Origin of the sequence: Halomonas caseinilytica (assembly GCF_001662285.1) — a bacterium.
Taxonomy (GTDB): Bacteria; Pseudomonadota; Gammaproteobacteria; order Pseudomonadales; family Halomonadaceae; genus Halomonas; species Halomonas caseinilytica.
Window position 1 is genome coordinate 338825 of the sequence record NZ_BDEO01000007.1, and the last position, 16530, is coordinate 355354.

Here is a 16530-nt window from a genome sequence, read left to right on the forward strand (position 1 = left end):
TATCGAGGGAGCAGGTTAGTTTCGCCTGAATCAGCGGATCTGGCCGAAGACCAATATCACGGGCTGATGCAGTGGGCTATCTGACGACTTGGAGTTTGACCGCGGCGCAGTCGCCGTTGAGCGGTCGGAAAGCATTCGGAACAGGCGAACGCCCCGATACTAGTCAACGCCGCGGCGAAACGCAAGCCCCCATGCGCTCGACGATTGACAAGCTCCACGGGGGCCCGCAACCTTTGACCTGTCACCCTGAAGGACCCGTCATGACAGCGCTCAAGGACAGACCGGACGCCGCCCCGAGCGGCACGACGACACAGGAAGAGCCGCGACGCCTCGCCGCCATCGACCTCGGCTCCAACAGCTTCCACCTGCTGGTCGCCAACTATCAGCATGACCGGCTGCAGGTGGTTGCCCGCAAAGGAGAAAAGGTGCAGCTGGCCGATGGCGTCGGCGAGGACGGCCTGCTCGACGAGGCCGCCATGACGCGAGCCCTGGACTGCCTGGCCCGCTTCGCGCCCTTTCTCGAAGACATCACGCCACGCAACCTGCGGGTCGTCGGCACCAACGCCCTGCGCAGCGCCGACAACAGCCAGGCGTTCATCGATCGGGCCGAGGCCCTGCTGGGCACCCGCATCGAGATCATCGCCGGTCGCGAGGAAGCGCGTCTGATCTACCTTGGCGCGGCGCACGCCCTGGCCGAGGACGGTCGCCGGCTGATCGTCGACATCGGCGGTGGCTCCACGGAACTCATCATCGGCGAGCACTTCGACCCCCTGGCCCTGGAAAGTCTCAGCATGGGGTGCGTGACCTTTACCCGCCGCTTCTTCAACAACGGCGAACTCAGCGAGAAGCGCATGCGACGCGCCGAGCTGGCCGCGCTCTCGGAGCTCGCCAACATCCGCCGCCCCTACCAGAAGATCGGCTGGCTGGATCCGGTCGGTTCCAGTGGCACCATCAAGGCGGCCGCCGCCGTGATCGCCGCCGCCGGCAAGTCTCCCGAAGGGGTGATAACCCGCCAGGGCCTGCTCGACCTGCGCAAGCGCCTGATCAAGACCAAGCGCCTGGACAAGGTTTCCCTGACCGGACTCAAGGCGGACCGCGCACGCGTCTTTCCCGCCGGGGTGGCGATTCTCGTCGCCATCTTCGAAGCCTTCGACCTTGAGGAAATGCGCTATGCCGACGGCGCCCTGCGCGAAGGTGTGCTCTACGACCTCGTCGGCCGTAACAGCCCGGAAGACCCACGCCTGAAAACGCTGGATGCCCTGATACAACGTTACGACGTCGACCGCCGGCAGGCCGACAACGTCGCCGCCACGGCCCTGGGACTGCTGGCGCAGGTCCGCGATGCCTGGGCGCTGGACGATGACCAGGCTCGCTTCCTTGAATGGGCAAGCCGGCTGCACGAGATCGGGCTGGCCATCTCGCACAGCCAGTTCCATCGACATGGCGCCTACCTGCTGGAACACTCCGATCTGTCAGGGTTCTCGCGTCCCGAACAGCGGCTGCTCGCCTTTCTCGTCCGCGCCCACCGACGCAAGTTCCCGACCAAGGAATGGCAGGCCCTGCCCTCGTCCGAGCAGGTTCCCCATGGACGCCTGGCCCGCCTGTTGCGCCTGGCGGTGCTGCTCAACCACTCGCGTCCCGAGCAGCCGCCCGCCCAACCCGAGCTTCGCGCCTCGGGCGAGGCGCTGACCCTGCACTGCGACGAGAGTGACGATCTCAACCTGTTGCTGGCCGATCTCGAGCAAGAAGTCGCCTACCAGCATGCCGCCGGCCTGGAACTGACGCTGATCTGAGCTCAGGGCGCTCGCCATCCCTCGGCGAGCGCCAGCCACCCCGCGGGGCCGCCTACCGCCACCACGCATTCGCCCTGCCAGACCACCCATGCTCGCGCCCTCTCCCAGGGAGGCACTCCGCGCTCCTGCAGCACGCGCTTGAGATCGCGCGCCCCCCGCCCCGGCAGTCGCAAGTGCTCTCCACCGAGACGAGGCGCCAGCGTCAGGCGCGCGGGTGAGCCATCCTCGCGAACGAGCCCCATGCGGAATTCACCCAGCGGCGTCACCAGCGGCGACCGACCGTCCCATTCGCCTCGCCAGTCAGGCGGCAGCGACACGGGAGGTGCCATCAAGTACAGCGTCTTGCGCCAGATCCGAGCCTCACCTCCCGACCAGGCGACCCGCACCTCGGCATCGCGGCGCGCCTCGAGCTGGTCGAGCAGGCTATCCAGTCGCCTGGCCGGCGGCGCTGGCAACCCCTGGCGACTCAGGCAATGGCGAATCAACAGGCGACAGCGCGGCGCCGAGAAGGCTTGCAGGGCATCGACAGCCAGACAGCCCGGATTCCCGCCCAAGCGCGCCAGATCCTCACTGGCGAACTCATCGAGCAGGCCATCGGCCTCGCCGGCCAATTCGGCACTGCGCGCCAGCGACGCACTGGCTTCGGGCCAGCGCCGCGCCAGTACCGGCATCACGCGATGACGCAGAAAGTTGCGATCCTGGTGAGTCTCGGCGTTGCTCGGATCCTCGACCCAGGCAAGCGCTCGGCGCGCCGCCTCGGCCTCCAGGGCTGCCCGGGAAACCCCGAGCCAGGGGCGTGCCAGCCGCGCCCCGGCCTGCTCACGCTCGACAGGCATGGCGGCCAGGCCGCGCAGGCCAGCACCACGCAGTGCCGCCAGCAGGAAGGTTTCAGCCTGATCGTCACGATGCTGGGCCAACCAGAGGGTATCGCCCTCTCCCACGCAACGCGCAAAGGCTGCATAGCGGGCGCGCCGTGCCGCACCTTCCAGGCCCTCGCCACTCGACACCTCGACATTCACCCACTCGACGCACAGCGACACGCCCAGGCGCTCGCAAAGCTCGCGACAATGGCACTCGAAGTCGTCGGCAGCGGCCTGCAGGCCATGATGAACGTGCAAGGCACGCAGCGGCCGTGGATGGCGTCGGCTCGCCTCCACCGCCAGCGTCAACAGAAGGGAAGAATCGAGTCCTCCGGACAGCGCCACCCAGACCGTACGCCCCGGCGGCGTCGCCGCCAGGGCATCGTCGATCAAGGCTTGCAGGGAAGAAGGCTCGGCGCTCATGGGCAGGGAAACCGCTCGGACGAAACGAAGCGATGAATGGGCTCGCTGAACCTTGCTCCAAGCATCGCGACCATCCAGCGACCCCGTGGCCTCTTCGAGCGACAATCAGGGCTAGGCCCGTTCCCGACGGGCCAACGCACTTCCCACATCCCTGTGGGTCGCAAGGCGGTGAAGACCGAAGCCGCGGCGTTCACAGGCGGGCAGAGGAGCAGGCTGAGGTCGTCTCCAACGCCGCCTGGTCGAGCGCCGAAAGGCTCGATATCAAACAGGGGCGCCGTAAGACATCAACCGCTCATACCGCCGCTCCAGCAGCACATCGGTCTCCATGGCCTCGAGGCGATCCAGGCTCTCCAGCAGCGCGGTCTTGATCCGGTCGGCGGTGACCGCTGGCTGACGATGGGCGCCGCCCAGAGGCTCGGGAATCAAGGTATCGACGAATCCCAGCTCCTTGAGGCGTTCGGCCGTGATGCCCATGGCCTGGGCCGCTTCCGAAGCCTTCTCGGCGCTCTTCCACAGGATGGAAGCACAGCCCTCCGGCGAGATCACCGAATAGGTGGAATACTGCAGCATGGCCAGTTCATCGCAGACACCGATGGCCAGCGCGCCACCGGAACCGCCCTCGCCCACCACCGTGGAGATGATCGGCGTCCTGAGGCGCGACATCACGCCCAGGTTATAGGCGATGGCCTCGCTCTGCCCCCGCTCTTCCGCATCGATGCCGGGATAGGCGCCCGGGGTATCGATGAAGGTCAGCACCGGCATGCGGAAGCGCTCGGCCATTTCCATCAGGCGACATGCCTTGCGGTAGCCTTCAGGGCGCGGCATGCCGAAGTTGCGACGCACCTTCTCGTGCACGTCACGGCCCTTCTGATGGCCAATGACCATGACCGGCTTGTCATCCAGACGCGCCACACCACCGACGATGGCGGCGTCGTCGGCGAAGCGACGATCGCCGTGAAGCTCGTCGAAGTCGGTGAAGACGTGCTCCAGATAATCCAGGGTATAGGGACGCTGCGGATGCCGGGACAATTGCGAGACCTGCCAGGCGCTCAGGTCCTTGAAGATCGACTCGGTGAGCTTGCGGCTCTTTTCCTCGAGCCGGCCGATCTCATCGCTCAGGTTGACCTGGCTGTCGTTGCCGACCATGCGCAGTTCTTCGATCTTGGCCTGAAGCTCGGCGATGGGCTGTTCGAAATCTAGGTAATTCGGATTCATGGGCTAGCCTTGTCTCGTCGGCCGCGGGATGACCGAGGGAAAAATCGTCGAATGGCGGGCATTATCGCACCCTGACAATCCCACGCAAGACGGGCCCTGTACACGGTACGCGGGCCCGCCACCTGATCATCGGTACTTGAGGCGCACGCCATCCTGCCCCTGCACCTCGCGCAAGGCGAGCAGCAGTTCGTCGCTGGGCTGGACTCGCCACTGCTCGGCCAGTTCCAGCCAGCCGGTGGCTTCGGCATTACGGTAGCGTAAGCGAACCGGCAACCCGCCATCATCGCAATATGGCGCGAGGCTGTCACGCAGGCTGTCGACCAGCCGGCCGTTGACCCCGGCCCCATCGAGCGACAGCTCCACCGCCTGGCCAAAGCGAGTCCGGGCATCGACCATCGGGGTGACGTCCTTGCCGCGCAGCCGCAGGCCACCGGAATAGTCATCGGTGGAGACCTCGCCCTCGATGATCAACACCTGGTCGGTATCGATGCGACCGCGCAGGGAATCGAACAGCTCACCGAACAGTGAGGCCTCGATGCGGCCGGTGCGGTCATCCAGGGTCACGAAGGCCATGGTATCGCCGCGCTTGGATTTCATGGTACGCACGTTCACCACCAGCCCGGCTACCCGCTGCGGCTCACGAGATGGCTTGAGATCGACAATCCGGGTCGAGACGAAGCGCGACAGTTCCTGCTCGTACTCGTCGATCGGATGTCCGGTGAGATAAAGCCCGAGGGTGTCCTTCTCGCCGGCCAGCCGCTCCTTGTCGGACCAGTCGCGAACGCGACGATAATCGGCATAGACGTCAGCCTCGTCGTCACCCGGATCGTCGAAGAGGGCATCGCCGAACATGTCCATCATGCCGAGGTTCTGGTTGGCCTGATTCTGGGCGGCAGCCTTGAGGGCATCGTCCAGCGCCGCGGTGAGCACCGCCCGGCTGGGCCCCAGGTTGTCCAGCGCGCCCGCGCGGATCAATGCCTCGAGGGTCCGCTTGTTCATGCGCTGGGGGTCGACGCGACGGCAGAAGTCGAACAGGTCACGGAACTCGCCCTCCGACTCCCGCGCCTCGACGATGGCCCCGATGGGCCCTTCGCCCACACCACGGATCGCCCCCAGGCCATAGATCACCCGGCCATCGGCATCGACGGTGAACTTGAAGCCACCGACATTGACGTCCGGCGGTGTCACGGTAAGCCCAAGATGCCGACACTCCTCGATCAAGGGCACCACCTTGTCGAGGTTGTCCATCTCGGTGGAGAGAACCGCCGCCATGAAGGGGCCGGGATAATGCGCCTTCAGCCAGGCGGTCTGGTAGGACACTAGGGCGTAAGCGGCCGAGTGCGACTTGTTGAAGCCGTAGCCGGCGAATTTTTCCACCAGATCGAACAGGTTGCCGGCCAGGTCGCGATCGATGCCGTTGGCCTCGCAGCCCTCGAGGAAGCCGGTACGCTGCTTGGCCATCTCCTCAGGCTTCTTCTTGCCCATGGCCCGGCGCAGCAGGTCGGCCTGGCCCAGGCTGTAGCCGGCCATCACCTGGGCGATCTGCATCACCTGCTCCTGATACAGGATGATGCCGTAGGTCGGGCCGAGCACCGGCTTGAGCAGCTCATGCTGGTAGTCGGGGTGAGGATAGGCGACCTCGGCCCGGCCGTGCTTGCGGTTGATGAAGTCGTCGACCATGCCCGACTGCAGGGGACCCGGACGGAACAAGGCCACCAGGGCGATCATGTCTTCCAGCGAGTCGGGCAGCAGACGCTTGATCAGCTCCTTCATGCCGCGCGATTCCAGCTGAAAGACCGCCGTCGTCTCGGCCTTCTTGAGCATGTCGAAGGTCGCCACATCATCGAGCGGGATGGTGTCGATATTCAGCGGTCCCTCGCCCTTGGCGGCCCGCACCTTGTCGACCATCTCCAGCGCCCAGTCGATGATGGTCAGGGTGCGCAACCCTAGAAAGTCGAACTTGACCAGGCCGGCGTCTTCGATGTCGTTCTTGTCGTACTGCACCCGCAGGCCGCTGCCATCCTCGTCGCACAGCAACGGCGAGAAGTCGGTCAGCTTGGTCGGCGCGATCACCACACCGCCGGCATGCTTGCCGGTACCTCGGGTGATCCCCTCGAGCTTGAGCGCCATGTCCCAGATTTCCTGGGCATCTTCGTCAGCCTCGAGAAATTCCTGAAGCTGGGGCTCGTCCTCGATCGCCTTGCCGAGTGTCATGCCCACCTCGAAGGGAATCAGCTTGGAAAGCTTGTCCCCCAGGGAATAAGGCTTGCCCTGCGCCCTGGCCACGTCGCGCACCACCGCCTTGGCGGCCATGGTGCCGAAGGTGACAATCTGCGAGACCGCATTGCGTCCGTATCGTTCGGCCACATACTCGATCACTCGATCACGCTTCTCCATGCAGAAGTCGACGTCGAAGTCGGGCATGGAGACACGTTCCGGGTTGAGGAAGCGCTCGAACAGCAGATCGTACTCGAGGGGGTCCAGATCGGTGATCTTCTGTGCATAGGCCACCAGCGAGCCGGCACCGGACCCCCGCCCGGGGCCGACCGGGACATCGTTGTCCTTGGCCCACTGGATGAAGTCCATCACGATCAGGAAGTAGCCGGGAAAGCCCATCTGCAAGATGATGTCGAGCTCGAAGTCGAGGCGCTCGCGATAACGCGCGTCGATCTCGGCATATTCCGCGCCATCCCGGGGATAGCGTTCGGCCGGATAGAGGAAGTCCAGGCGTTCGGTGAGGCCGTCGTGGGACACCTTGCGGAAGAATTCCTCCTGGGTCATGCCCTCGGGAATCCCGTACTCGGGCAGGAAGATCTCACCCAGGCGAACATCGACGTTGCAGCGCGCCGCGATCATCACGCTGTTCTCGAGCGCCTCGGGGATATCGGAGAACAGCTCGGCCATCTCCTCGGGGCTCTTGAGGTACTGCTCCTCGGTGTAATGACGCTCGCGCCTCGGATCATCCAGCGCCTTGCCTTCACCGATCGCCACCCGTGTCTCGTGGGCCCAGAAATCCTCGCGCTCGAGGAAGCGCACATCATTGGTGGCCACCACCGGCGTGCCCGTCTCGACGGCGAGATCCACCGAGAGGTGCACGCATTCTTCTTCCAGGGCGCGGCCGGTGCGCGTCAGCTCCAGGTAATAGCGACCGGGAAAGGCCGCGTTCCACTCGTCGAGCAAGGCGCGTGCCTCGGCGTGGTGATCGGACAGCAGATGACGGCCGATGTCTCCCTCGCGGCCACCGGAAAGCGCGATCAACCCCTCGCTCTGGGCCATCACCCAGGAGCGATCGAGCAACGCCCGGCCCTGTCGCTGGCCTTCCACCCAGCCGCGCGAAATCAGCTCGGTGAGGTTGCGATAACCGGTCCCGTCCATCGCCAGCAGCGTCAGGCGATACGGGTGCTCATCGTCATGCGGATTGGTCAGCCACAGGTCGCTGCCGATGATCGGCTTGAGGCCGGCCCCCTGGGCGCCGGTGTAATACTTGACCAGGGCGAAGAGGTTGGCTTCGTCGGTCAGCGCCAATGCCGGGGTTCCCTGATCCACCGCCGCCTTGATCAACGGCTTGAGGCGTATCAGACCGTCGACCAGGGAAAACTCACTGTGAACGCGCAGATGGACGAAGGGTGTGGTCATGATGAACTCGGGGCTTGGTGGATCAGAACAGCGCCAGCTGACGTTTCACCGGCGCAAATGAACGCCGATGCTCGGGCAGTGGCCCCAGGCGCTCCAGGGCGGCCAGATGCTCGCGAGTCGGATAGCCCTTGTGACGAGCGAAACCATAATCGGGATATCGGGCATCCAGGGCCTGCATGCCGGCATCGCGAGCCACCTTGGCCAGGATCGAGGCGGCGGCAATCGCCGCGTGACGGGCATCGCCCTTGACCACCGCCTGTCCCGGCACATGATGCCCGGGCAGGCGATTACCGTCCACCAGCAGATACTCGGCAGCGGGACTCAGGGCATCGATGGCTCGCCGCATGGCCAGGTGCGTGGCGTGATAGATGTTCAGCGTGTCGATTTCCTCGGCCGTGGCCTCGGCAACCGACCAGGCCATTGCCCGTTCGCGAATCTCGGCATCGAGCGCCTCGCGTCGCCGGGCGGTCAGCTTCTTGGAATCGGTCAGTCCGGTGATGGCATCGGCGGGGTCGAGAATCACCGCCGCCGCTACCACGGACCCGACCAGGGGGCCTCGCCCCACCTCGTCGACACCGGCCAACCGCTCGCCGTGGTAATCGATGACCAGAGGTGGCAATGTCTTGGCATTCATGAACCGGTCTCCTCCCGCAGCGCCCCTTCCGGCGCCACCGAGGCCGGCAACGCCCGTCCTTCCACCAGTGCCTCGATGGCATCGCAGGCACGCCGGCTGGCACCCCGACGGAGCTCCGCGTGCATGGCGGCAAAGCGTTCCTCCAGAGCCGCACGTGCCTCGTCATCATCGAGAAACTCAGCCAGTCGGGCGGCAATGGCATCTGCACTGGCCGCGTCCTGAATCAATTCGGGGACCAGCGTCTCACGGGCGATCAGGTTAGGCAGCGAGATCCACTCGGTCTTGACCAGACGCTTGGCCAGAAAGTGCGTCATGGGGGCCATGCGATAGGCCACCAGCATGGCGCGGTGACACAGCATCGCCTCCAGGGCTGCGGTGCCCGAGGTCAGGAGCACCAGGTCGCTGGCGACCATGGCCTCCCGCGAGCGTCCCTCGACCAGGGTCACGCGACCGCTCAGGGCCTCGCGCTCGGCCAGCAGAGCTTCCAGCTCTTCCCGACGAGCCGCCGTGGCGGCGGGAATGACGACGTTCAGTTCCGGGCGTTCGGTGCATAGCCGCTCGGCAGCCTCCAGGAAGGTCGCCCCCAGGAAGCGTATTTCATTGGATCGCGACCCTGGCAACACCGCCAGCAGCGTGCCATGGGCCGGGAGACCCAGCGCTTCACGAGCCGCCGCCCTATCGTTGGTCAGCGGCAGCTCATCGGCCAGGGGATGCCCGACATAGGCCACCGGAACCCGGTGGCGCGCATAGAAGGCCGCCTCGAAAGGCAGGAAGGTCAACATGGCATCCACGGCGCGCGCGATGCCCTTGACCCGCCCTTGGCGCCAGGCCCAGACAGAGGGGCTGACATAATGCGCCGTGGTCAGGCCGGCCTCGCGCAACTGGCGCTCCAGCTCCAGGTTGAAGTCGGGAGCATCGATGCCGATCATGATGTCGGGCTGCCAGTCGAGTGCGTCTCGCCGCAGGGTCCGGCGCACACCCACGAGCCTGGGCAGGTGCTTGAGCACCTCGACCAGCCCCATCACGGACAGAGTCTCCAGGGGGAAGCGACTGTCGACGCCCTCGGCGATCATGCGCGGCCCGCCGATGCCACGAAATTCCGCCTCGGGATGACGCGCCTTGAACTCACGTACCAGCCCGGCACCGAGGATGTCGCCGGAAAGCTCCCCGGCGACGACATAGATGCGTTGCATGCCCATGGCACCGCCTCGCTCAGCGAATGATGCCCCGTGACGACGCTTCGATGGAGGCCGCGAAGGTCTCGGTCTCCGGCAGGGAATAGCGCGAACGTATAGTGGTCAGCGCCTGTTCGACGGTCAGCCCCTGGCGGTAAACCAGGCGATAGGCATCGCCCAGCGCCTTGAGCGACTCGTTGCTGAACCCGCGGCGCCGCAGCCCCACCAGGTTGAGGCCGTGAACCTGGGCGGGATTGCCGTTGATCATCACGTAGGCCGGGGTGTCCTTGGTGATGATCGAGCCTCCGCCCGCCATGGCATGCTCGCCGAAATGACAGAACTGGTGCACGGCCGACAGACCACCGAGTATGGAGAAATTGCCCAGCGTCACATGACCGGCCAGGGTGACCTGGTTGGCCAGGATGCAGTCATCGCCGATCACGCAGTCATGCCCGACGTGGGCATAGGCCATGAACAGGTTACGCGAGCCGATGGTCGTCTCCCCCCGATCCTGGACAGTACCGCGATGCAGGGTGACGCCTTCGCGCACCACGTTGTCATCGCCCATGACCAGGCGGGTCGGCTCGCCCGCATATTTCTTGTCCTGACAGTCCTCGCCGACCGAGGCGAACTGAAAGATGCGCGTACGTTCGCCGAGTACCGTGGGGCCCTTGAGCACGACATGAGGCCCGATACGGGAACCGGCGCCGATCTCGACATCCGGGCCGATCACCGAGAAGGGACCGACCTCGACGTCATCGGCCAGGCGAGCTCCGGGGTCGACGATGGCGGTGGGATGAATCAAGCGACCTTCCTCTCGGCACAGATGATCTCGGCCTCGCACGCCACATCGCCGTCCACGGTGGCCTTGCAGGCAAACTTCCAGATACCCCGCTTCTCGCGTTCCACCAGTGCCTCCAGGCGCAACTGGTCACCGGGCATCACCGGGCGCTTGAAGCGAACATTGTCACTGCCGACCAGATAATACACATAGCCATCGGCCGGCAGCTTGTTCACAGTCTTGAATCCGAGAATACCGCATGCCTGGGCCATCGCCTCGATCACCAGCACACCCGGCATGATCGGGTGATGCGGGAAATGGCCGTTAAAGAACGGCTCGTTGATGCTGACATTCTTGTAGGCAACGATGGATTCGCCAAGGGCAAGTTCCGTCACCCTGTCCACCAGCAGAAAGGGGTAGCGGTGGGGCAGATATTCACGAATTTCATTGATGTCCATTACCATCGTAGCGACCTCTGACATGACAGGTGGCCCGCCCCACGCGACGGGCATGACCATCGGCTCCAGGCCGACGGGAGGGCGGGGATTATACCGCCCCGCAACACGGCCTCAAGCGTCACGCCCGGCTTTTTCCAGGCGGCTCAAGCGTCGCGCGATATCGTCCAGTTGCTTGAAGCGCACGGCGTTGCGCCGCCACTGAGCGTTGTCCATCGCACCGGTACCCGAGGAATAGATCCCCGGCTCATGGATGGAATTGGTGACCAGGCTCATGCCGGTAACCTGTACGCCGTCACAGATCGTCAGGTGGCCCGACAGCCCGACGCCGCCGCCCAGCATGCAGTGACGTCCGACTCGCGTGGAGCCGGCGATGCCGACGCAACCGGCCAGGGCACTGTGCTCGCCGATCTGCACGTTGTGCGCGATCTGCACCTGACTATCAATCTTGACGTCGTCGCCGATCACGGTATCGCCGAGAGCACCTCGGTCGATACTCGAACAGCTGCCGATCTCGACATCATCGCCGAGCACCACACCGCCCAGTTGGGCGATCTTGTGCCATTCCCGGCCATCGTGAGCGAAGCCGAACCCATCACCTCCGATCACGCAGCCGCTGTGCAGTATGGCCCGTGCGCCGACGATCACTCCGTGATAGAGCGTGACATTGGCATGCAACCGGGAATGGGCGCCGACTCGAGTATCGGCGCCGATCACGCTCCCTGGCCCGACGATCACCCCGTCACCGAGGCTCACGCCGGACTCGATGACCGCCTGGGGACCAATGCTCACCCCCTCGCCCAGTCGGGCGGTTTCGGCGACCACCGCCGTGGGATGCACGCCACCCGACTCGCGGTTAGCCAGCGGGTCGAACAGCCGTGACAGCTCGGCATAGCCGAGATAGGGATTGTCCAGCGTCAGGCTGGCCACCGGACAGGTTGCCGCATGGCTGGGATGAAGCAGTACGGCAGCGGCCCGAGTGTCCGCCAGATCCTTGAGATAGGCCCGATTGGCCAGGAAAGTGATGTGCTCCGGCCCGGCATCACGCAACGTTGCCAGGCCACTCACCCGCTGGGTACCGTCGCCTCGGAGCTCAGCTCCAAGGCGTGCGGCAATCTCGGTGAGTGTCAGGGAGTGGGCGTCTTGGTTCATGGAATTCCGGTTCTGGCAGGCTGGGCCCGGTCAGTTGAGCGAGTTGAGTAGCTCGGTTACCTCACCGGTGAGGTCGGGGAGGTCGCCCTCGGCATGCACCACCCCCTGCGGAGCCACCAGTACTTGGACATCGTGACGATCGATGACTTGTTGAATGGCCCGGTCGAGCTTGGGCTTGGCGCCCTCCATGAAGCGCTGTTCCGCCTCCTGGCGCGCCTGGAGGATTTCCTGGCGCAGTTGCTCGAAACGCTGCCCCTTGTCCCGAAATGCCTGTTGCTCTTCCGGGCTCGGTTGCCCGCCATCCTGGAACTTCTGCTGCATCGCCTGCAGGGATTGCCCCAGCGACTCGGCTTCCTGCTGCTTGGCATGAATGCCGTTGCGGAACTGATTCATCGCACGCTGGGCGGCATCGGTCTCGAGCAGCGCCTTTTGCCAATCGAGCATGGCCACATCGGCGGCCTGGACCTGCAGGGATCCGAAGATCCCCATCGCCCCGAGGCACAGAGCAGCAGTCAGCTTGCGCATGTCATCGACTCCTTGTGTCGTGCCTCGGGGATCAGAAGGTCTGACCCAGCGAGAACTGGAAGAACTGGGTATCGTCGCCGCTCTTGTCGTTGATCGGCTCGGCCAGGCTGAAGGTCAGCGGCCCCACTGGCGTCAACCAGGAGACACCGACACCGACACTGTAACGCAGCTCGCCAAGATCGACGCCGGAATCACACTGGGAGCTGTCTCCCTCCAGAACCGGGTAGCACTCGGTGAGGAAGGTGTTACCGGCATCCACGAAGACCGACGGCTGTACCGAACGCTTGTCATCGACGAAGGGCATGGGGAAGATGAGTTCGGCACTGCCCTCGACCAGCACGTTCCCGCCGAGCGTCTTGTCATCGCCCTGATTGCGCTCCGTGGTCGCCGTGCCCAGCGTATTGGTGGTGAAACCACGCACCGACCCCAGGCCACCGGCCAGATAGTTCTCGTAGAACGGATAAGGGTCGTCGCCTCCCAGAGTATCGGCGTAGCCGACCTCGCCACGGAACTTGAGCGACCAGGTCTGCTCCTCGTTGAGCGGGAAGAAGTGGCGCGCCTGGGCCCGTGCCTTGTAGTACTCGGCATCGCTGCCCGGCGCCGACGCCTCCAGCGACAGACGCTGATAGTTGCCCGCGGTGGGCATGATGCCCCGGTTGAGCTCGTTGCGTGTCCAACTCGCGGACAGCTTCAACGCCTGGGCATGATCGCCCTCATCCTGGACATAGCGTTCGATCTCGGAAGGCGTATCCCGGTAGGTCTTGACCGTGAGGTCCTCGACGGTCGCCCCGAAGTTGAGGCGGGTCAGCTCGTTGATCGGGTAGCCGAAGTTGATGCCGGCCCCCAGCGCATCCGTCGAGTAGGTCGAGATGTCGGAATCTTCATAATCGGTCTCGCGGTAGTACAGATTGTAACCGCGCGAGATGCCGTCGAGGGTCCAGTAGGGGTCGGTGAAGCCGAAGTTGACGTTGGTGTAGGTGTCACTCTTCTGCGCACCGATATTCACGCGATTACCGGTCCCCAGGAAGTTGTTCTGGGACAGCGAGGCACCGTAGATCACCCCGGCGCTCTGGGAGAAGCCGAGGCTTGCGGAGATCGAGCCGGAAGGCTGCTCCTCGACCTCGTAGGTGACATCCAACTGGTCATTGGCGCCCGGCACCGGCTCGGTCTGCACCTCGACCTGCTTGAAGAAGCCCAGACGCTCCAGACGCTGGCGGGACTGGCTGATCGACTCGGTGGAGGCCGGCGCCCCCTCCATCTGGATCATTTCGCGACGCAGCACTTCGTCCTGGGTGGTGGTGTTGCCGACGAACTCGATGCGTCGCACATAGGCACGACGTCCCGGCTCCACCTGGAAGGTCAGGTCCACCGTCTCACCGTCGTTGCTGACTTCGGGAATGCTGTCGACATTGGCGAAGGCGAAGCCTTCGGCCCCCAGCCGCGAGCGGATCGCCTCGGAAGAGGCAATGGCATCGCTGCGCGAGAAGACCTCGCCGCTCTGGACCTGAAGCAACTCCCGCGCCTCGTCCTCGGGGATGCGCAAGTCACCGGCGAAGCGAACGTCGCCCACTCGGTACCGTTTGCCTTCATTGACGTTGATGGTGATGAAGATCCGCGACTTGTCCGGCGCCACGGAGACCTGGGTGGAATCGATGTCGAAGTTGACGTAGCCACGATCCATATAGAAGGAACGCAGACGTTCCAGGTCCCCGGACAATGCCTCACGGGAATAGGAATCGTTGGTGAACCAGCCGAAGAACCAGCCGGGCTGATCCTCCAGCTCGAAGACATCGCGCAGCGTCTCGTCGTCGAAGGCTTCGTTGCCGACGATATTGATCTGGCGGATCTTGGTCACATCGCCCTCATCGATGTCGATGTTGACCTGCACCTGCCCCGCGCCGACCTGCTCGACCTCGGTATCGATGGTGGCGTTGTAGCGCCCCTGGGACTGATAGAGCCCGGCCAGCTCACGCTGGATCTCCTCGAGAGTGGAAAGCTGCAGGACCTGGCCTTCGACCAGCCCGGCCTGACTCAACCCATTCCGCAGGTCCTCGTCCTGGATCTGCTGGTTGCCCTCGATGTTGAGGCGGGAGATGGTCGGCCGCTCTTCCACCTGGATGATCAGCACATCGCCTTCGCGTGCCAGGTGAATGTCGTCGAAGAGCCCGGTCGCGAACAGGTCGCGCGCTGCCTCCGCCAGCTCGCGGTCATCGACCCGCTCCCGGGCGCTGACAGGAAAGGCATTGAACACCGAAGCGGCCGAGACCCGCTGCAGGCCTTCCACCCGGATGTCGGAAACTTCAAAGGATTCGGCCTGTGCCGTATTGGCACCGGCAAGCAGCAGCGCCGCCATTCCGATGGTCTTGATCTTCATGCAGTCATTCGCTCGCGTTGATCTGCCTACCTGTCCAGACAGGCACCTTATACATTTGTACGGGCAACTGACAAGCCGCAGCGCGGTTTTACCAGAGCCGCATCAGGTCGAAATACAGCGCCATCAGCATCAGGGTCCCGACCAGGGCCAATCCGATCCGCAGACCGAGGGCCTGTGCACGTTCGGAGACGGGCCGGCCACGTACCACCTCGACGATGTAGTAGAGCAGATGCCCACCATCCAGCACCGGAATGGGCAACAGGTTGAGTACTCCCAGGCTGATCGACAGATAGGCCAGGAAGCTGACGAAACTTTCCATCCCGGAACGCGCCGAGTCGCCAGCGATACGCGCGATGGTGATGGGACCGGAAAGATTGGAGGGAGAGATGAGTCCCACCAGCATCTTGCGGATGGCATCCAGGGTCAACAACGTCATGTCGCCGGTGCGATTCGCCGCCTGCCCCAATGCCGCCAGAGGGCCGTAACGGATATCACGGCGATATTCCTCCGGCCAGGCGACCGGTGCCACGCCGGCGCCGATATAACCGACGCGCGTGCCATCCTCCTGCTCCCTGGCCCGCGGTGTCAGGGGTAATGTCAGCGTCTCGCCATCGCGCGCCACCTCGATGTCGAGGCGCTCCCCAGGGCGGGCCTGCACTTGCTCGACGAAGTGCGACCAGGAATCCACCGGTTGGCCGTCGAGCGACAGGATCTTGTCGCCGCTCGCCAGGCCGGCCTCAGCGGCCGGTTCGCCATCGGCAAGGCGATCGATCACCGCCGGCACCTCGGGACGCCAGGGCGCAATACCCAGCGTCTCCAGCGGACGGGGCGGGTCCTGGCGCACCAGCCAATCCTGCACGGGCAGGCGATGCTCGCGGGCGACACTGTCACCCTCATCCCGAGCGGCGACGGTCAAGTCGCCACTGGCGCCGATCACCGAGACCAGCTCGAGGTTGACCTCTTCCCAGGAGCGCACGGCCTCGCCTTCGATCGCTGTGATCTCCTGGCCGGTCGCAAGCCCGCCCTCGGCAGCCGGCGAGCCGGGCGTCACCTCGCCGATCACCGGAACCACGGTCGTGGTGCCAACGACGAACAGCGCCCAGTAGGCGACCAGCGCCAGCAGAAAATTGGCCAAGGGGCCGGCAGCCACGATGGCGATACGCTGCCAGACGTTCTTGTGATTGAACGCACGGTGCCGCTCCTCGGGTGGCACCGGCCCCTCGCGCTCGTCGAGCATCTTGACATAGCCGCCCAGGGGAATCGCCGCCACGGCGAATTCGGTCCCATGACGGTCGTAGCGCGACCACAACGGCTTGCCGAACCCGACCGAAAAACGCAGTACCTTGACGCCACAGCGGCGCGCGACCCAGAAGTGGCCGAATTCATGGAAAGTGATCAACAGGCCGAGCACCACGATCACGGCCAGCACATTCTGGATCAGGCCCACGGCAGTCTCCTGTCAGCCTGGCAGCCCAGGCAATCATCCCGATCTCTCGGATTACCGACG

General features: G+C 64.7%; 12 protein-coding genes. 1 reads left to right on the plus strand and 11 read right to left on the minus strand.

Features of this window, described 5'->3' with window-relative positions:
- Positions 1 to 260: 260 nt before the first annotated feature.
- The gene (gene ppx / locus HSDC_RS09240; RefSeq protein WP_064699637.1) at positions 261 to 1793 is read left to right on the plus strand and encodes an exopolyphosphatase; all 1533 of its coding nucleotides are present in this window, start codon (positions 261 to 263) and stop codon (positions 1791 to 1793) included.
- A gap of 2 nt (positions 1794 to 1795) precedes the next feature.
- On the opposite strand, the gene tilS is transcribed toward ppx, so the two are convergent.
- The 11 genes from tilS to rseP form a co-directional block, all read right to left on the minus strand.
- On the minus strand, positions 1796 to 3076 hold the full coding sequence (gene tilS / locus HSDC_RS09245) for a tRNA lysidine(34) synthetase TilS (protein WP_064699789.1): 1281 nt from the start codon (positions 3074 to 3076) through the stop codon (positions 1796 to 1798).
- Between the two features lie 261 nt (positions 3077 to 3337).
- Positions 3338 to 4291 (minus strand): acetyl-CoA carboxylase carboxyl transferase subunit alpha, encoded by a 954-nt coding sequence (accA, locus tag HSDC_RS09250; RefSeq protein WP_064699638.1) that lies wholly within the window; start codon positions 4289 to 4291, stop codon positions 3338 to 3340.
- A 126-nt stretch (positions 4292 to 4417) separates the two neighbouring features.
- Positions 4418 to 7927 (minus strand): DNA polymerase III subunit alpha, encoded by a 3510-nt coding sequence (gene dnaE, locus HSDC_RS09255; RefSeq protein ID WP_064699639.1) that lies wholly within the window; start codon positions 7925 to 7927, stop codon positions 4418 to 4420.
- Positions 7928 to 7949: 22 nt separating this feature from the next.
- Positions 7950 to 8561 (minus strand): ribonuclease HII, encoded by a 612-nt coding sequence (gene rnhB / locus HSDC_RS09260; protein ID WP_064699640.1) that lies wholly within the window; start codon positions 8559 to 8561, stop codon positions 7950 to 7952.
- The gene (gene lpxB, locus HSDC_RS09265; protein WP_064699641.1) at positions 8558 to 9760 is read right to left on the minus strand and encodes a lipid-A-disaccharide synthase; all 1203 of its coding nucleotides are present in this window, start codon (positions 9758 to 9760) and stop codon (positions 8558 to 8560) included. Before lpxB ends, rnhB begins: the two co-directional genes overlap by 4 nt.
- 13 nt (positions 9761 to 9773) lie before the next feature.
- On the minus strand, positions 9774 to 10541 hold the full coding sequence (gene lpxA, locus HSDC_RS09270; RefSeq protein ID WP_064699642.1) for an acyl-ACP--UDP-N-acetylglucosamine O-acyltransferase: 768 nt from the start codon (positions 10539 to 10541) through the stop codon (positions 9774 to 9776).
- Positions 10538 to 10981: a 3-hydroxyacyl-ACP dehydratase FabZ gene (gene fabZ / locus HSDC_RS09275; protein ID WP_064699643.1), complete on the minus strand. Its 444-nt coding sequence runs from the start codon at positions 10979 to 10981 to the stop codon at positions 10538 to 10540. The genes lpxA and fabZ overlap by 4 nt, the downstream gene beginning before the upstream one ends.
- A 105-nt stretch (positions 10982 to 11086) precedes the next feature.
- The gene (gene lpxD / locus HSDC_RS09280) at positions 11087 to 12124 is read right to left on the minus strand and encodes a UDP-3-O-(3-hydroxymyristoyl)glucosamine N-acyltransferase (protein ID WP_064699644.1); all 1038 of its coding nucleotides are present in this window, start codon (positions 12122 to 12124) and stop codon (positions 11087 to 11089) included.
- Positions 12125 to 12154: 30 nt separating this feature from the next.
- A complete protein-coding gene (locus HSDC_RS09285; protein WP_064699645.1) occupies positions 12155 to 12649 on the minus strand; it encodes an OmpH/Skp family outer membrane protein in 495 nt (164 codons plus the stop codon).
- Positions 12650 to 12680: 31 nt separating this feature from the next.
- Complete coding sequence (bamA, locus tag HSDC_RS09290; RefSeq protein WP_369691728.1) at positions 12681 to 15023, minus strand: outer membrane protein assembly factor BamA; 2343 nt, start codon at positions 15021 to 15023, stop codon at positions 12681 to 12683.
- A gap of 88 nt (positions 15024 to 15111) precedes the next feature.
- Complete coding sequence (gene rseP, locus HSDC_RS09295) at positions 15112 to 16470, minus strand: sigma E protease regulator RseP (protein WP_064699646.1); 1359 nt, start codon at positions 16468 to 16470, stop codon at positions 15112 to 15114.
- Positions 16471 to 16530 lie beyond the last annotated feature (60 nt).

Bases quoted from the DNA above. Each gene is read 5' to 3' on its own strand.
- lpxD (WP_064699644.1), bottom strand. From the start codon at position 12,124: ATGAACCAAGACGCCCACTCCCTGACACTCACCGAGATTGCCGCACGC.
- HSDC_RS09285 (WP_064699645.1), bottom strand. From the start codon at position 12,649: ATGCGCAAGCTGACTGCTGCTCTGTGCCTCGGGGCGATGGGGATCTTC.
- bamA (WP_369691728.1), bottom strand. From the start codon at position 15,023: ATGAAGATCAAGACCATCGGAATGGCGGCGCTGCTGCTTGCCGGTGCC.
- ppx (WP_064699637.1), top strand. From the start codon at position 261: ATGACAGCGCTCAAGGACAGACCGGACGCCGCCCCGAGCGGCACGACG.
- tilS (WP_064699789.1), bottom strand. From the start codon at position 3,076: ATGAGCGCCGAGCCTTCTTCCCTGCAAGCCTTGATCGACGATGCCCTG.
- accA (WP_064699638.1), bottom strand. From the start codon at position 4,291: ATGAATCCGAATTACCTAGATTTCGAACAGCCCATCGCCGAGCTTCAG.
- dnaE (WP_064699639.1), bottom strand. From the start codon at position 7,927: ATGACCACACCCTTCGTCCATCTGCGCGTTCACAGTGAGTTTTCCCTG.
- rnhB (WP_064699640.1), bottom strand. From the start codon at position 8,561: ATGAATGCCAAGACATTGCCACCTCTGGTCATCGATTACCACGGCGAG.
- lpxB (WP_064699641.1), bottom strand. From the start codon at position 9,760: ATGGGCATGCAACGCATCTATGTCGTCGCCGGGGAGCTTTCCGGCGAC.
- fabZ (WP_064699643.1), bottom strand. From the start codon at position 10,981: ATGGTAATGGACATCAATGAAATTCGTGAATATCTGCCCCACCGCTAC.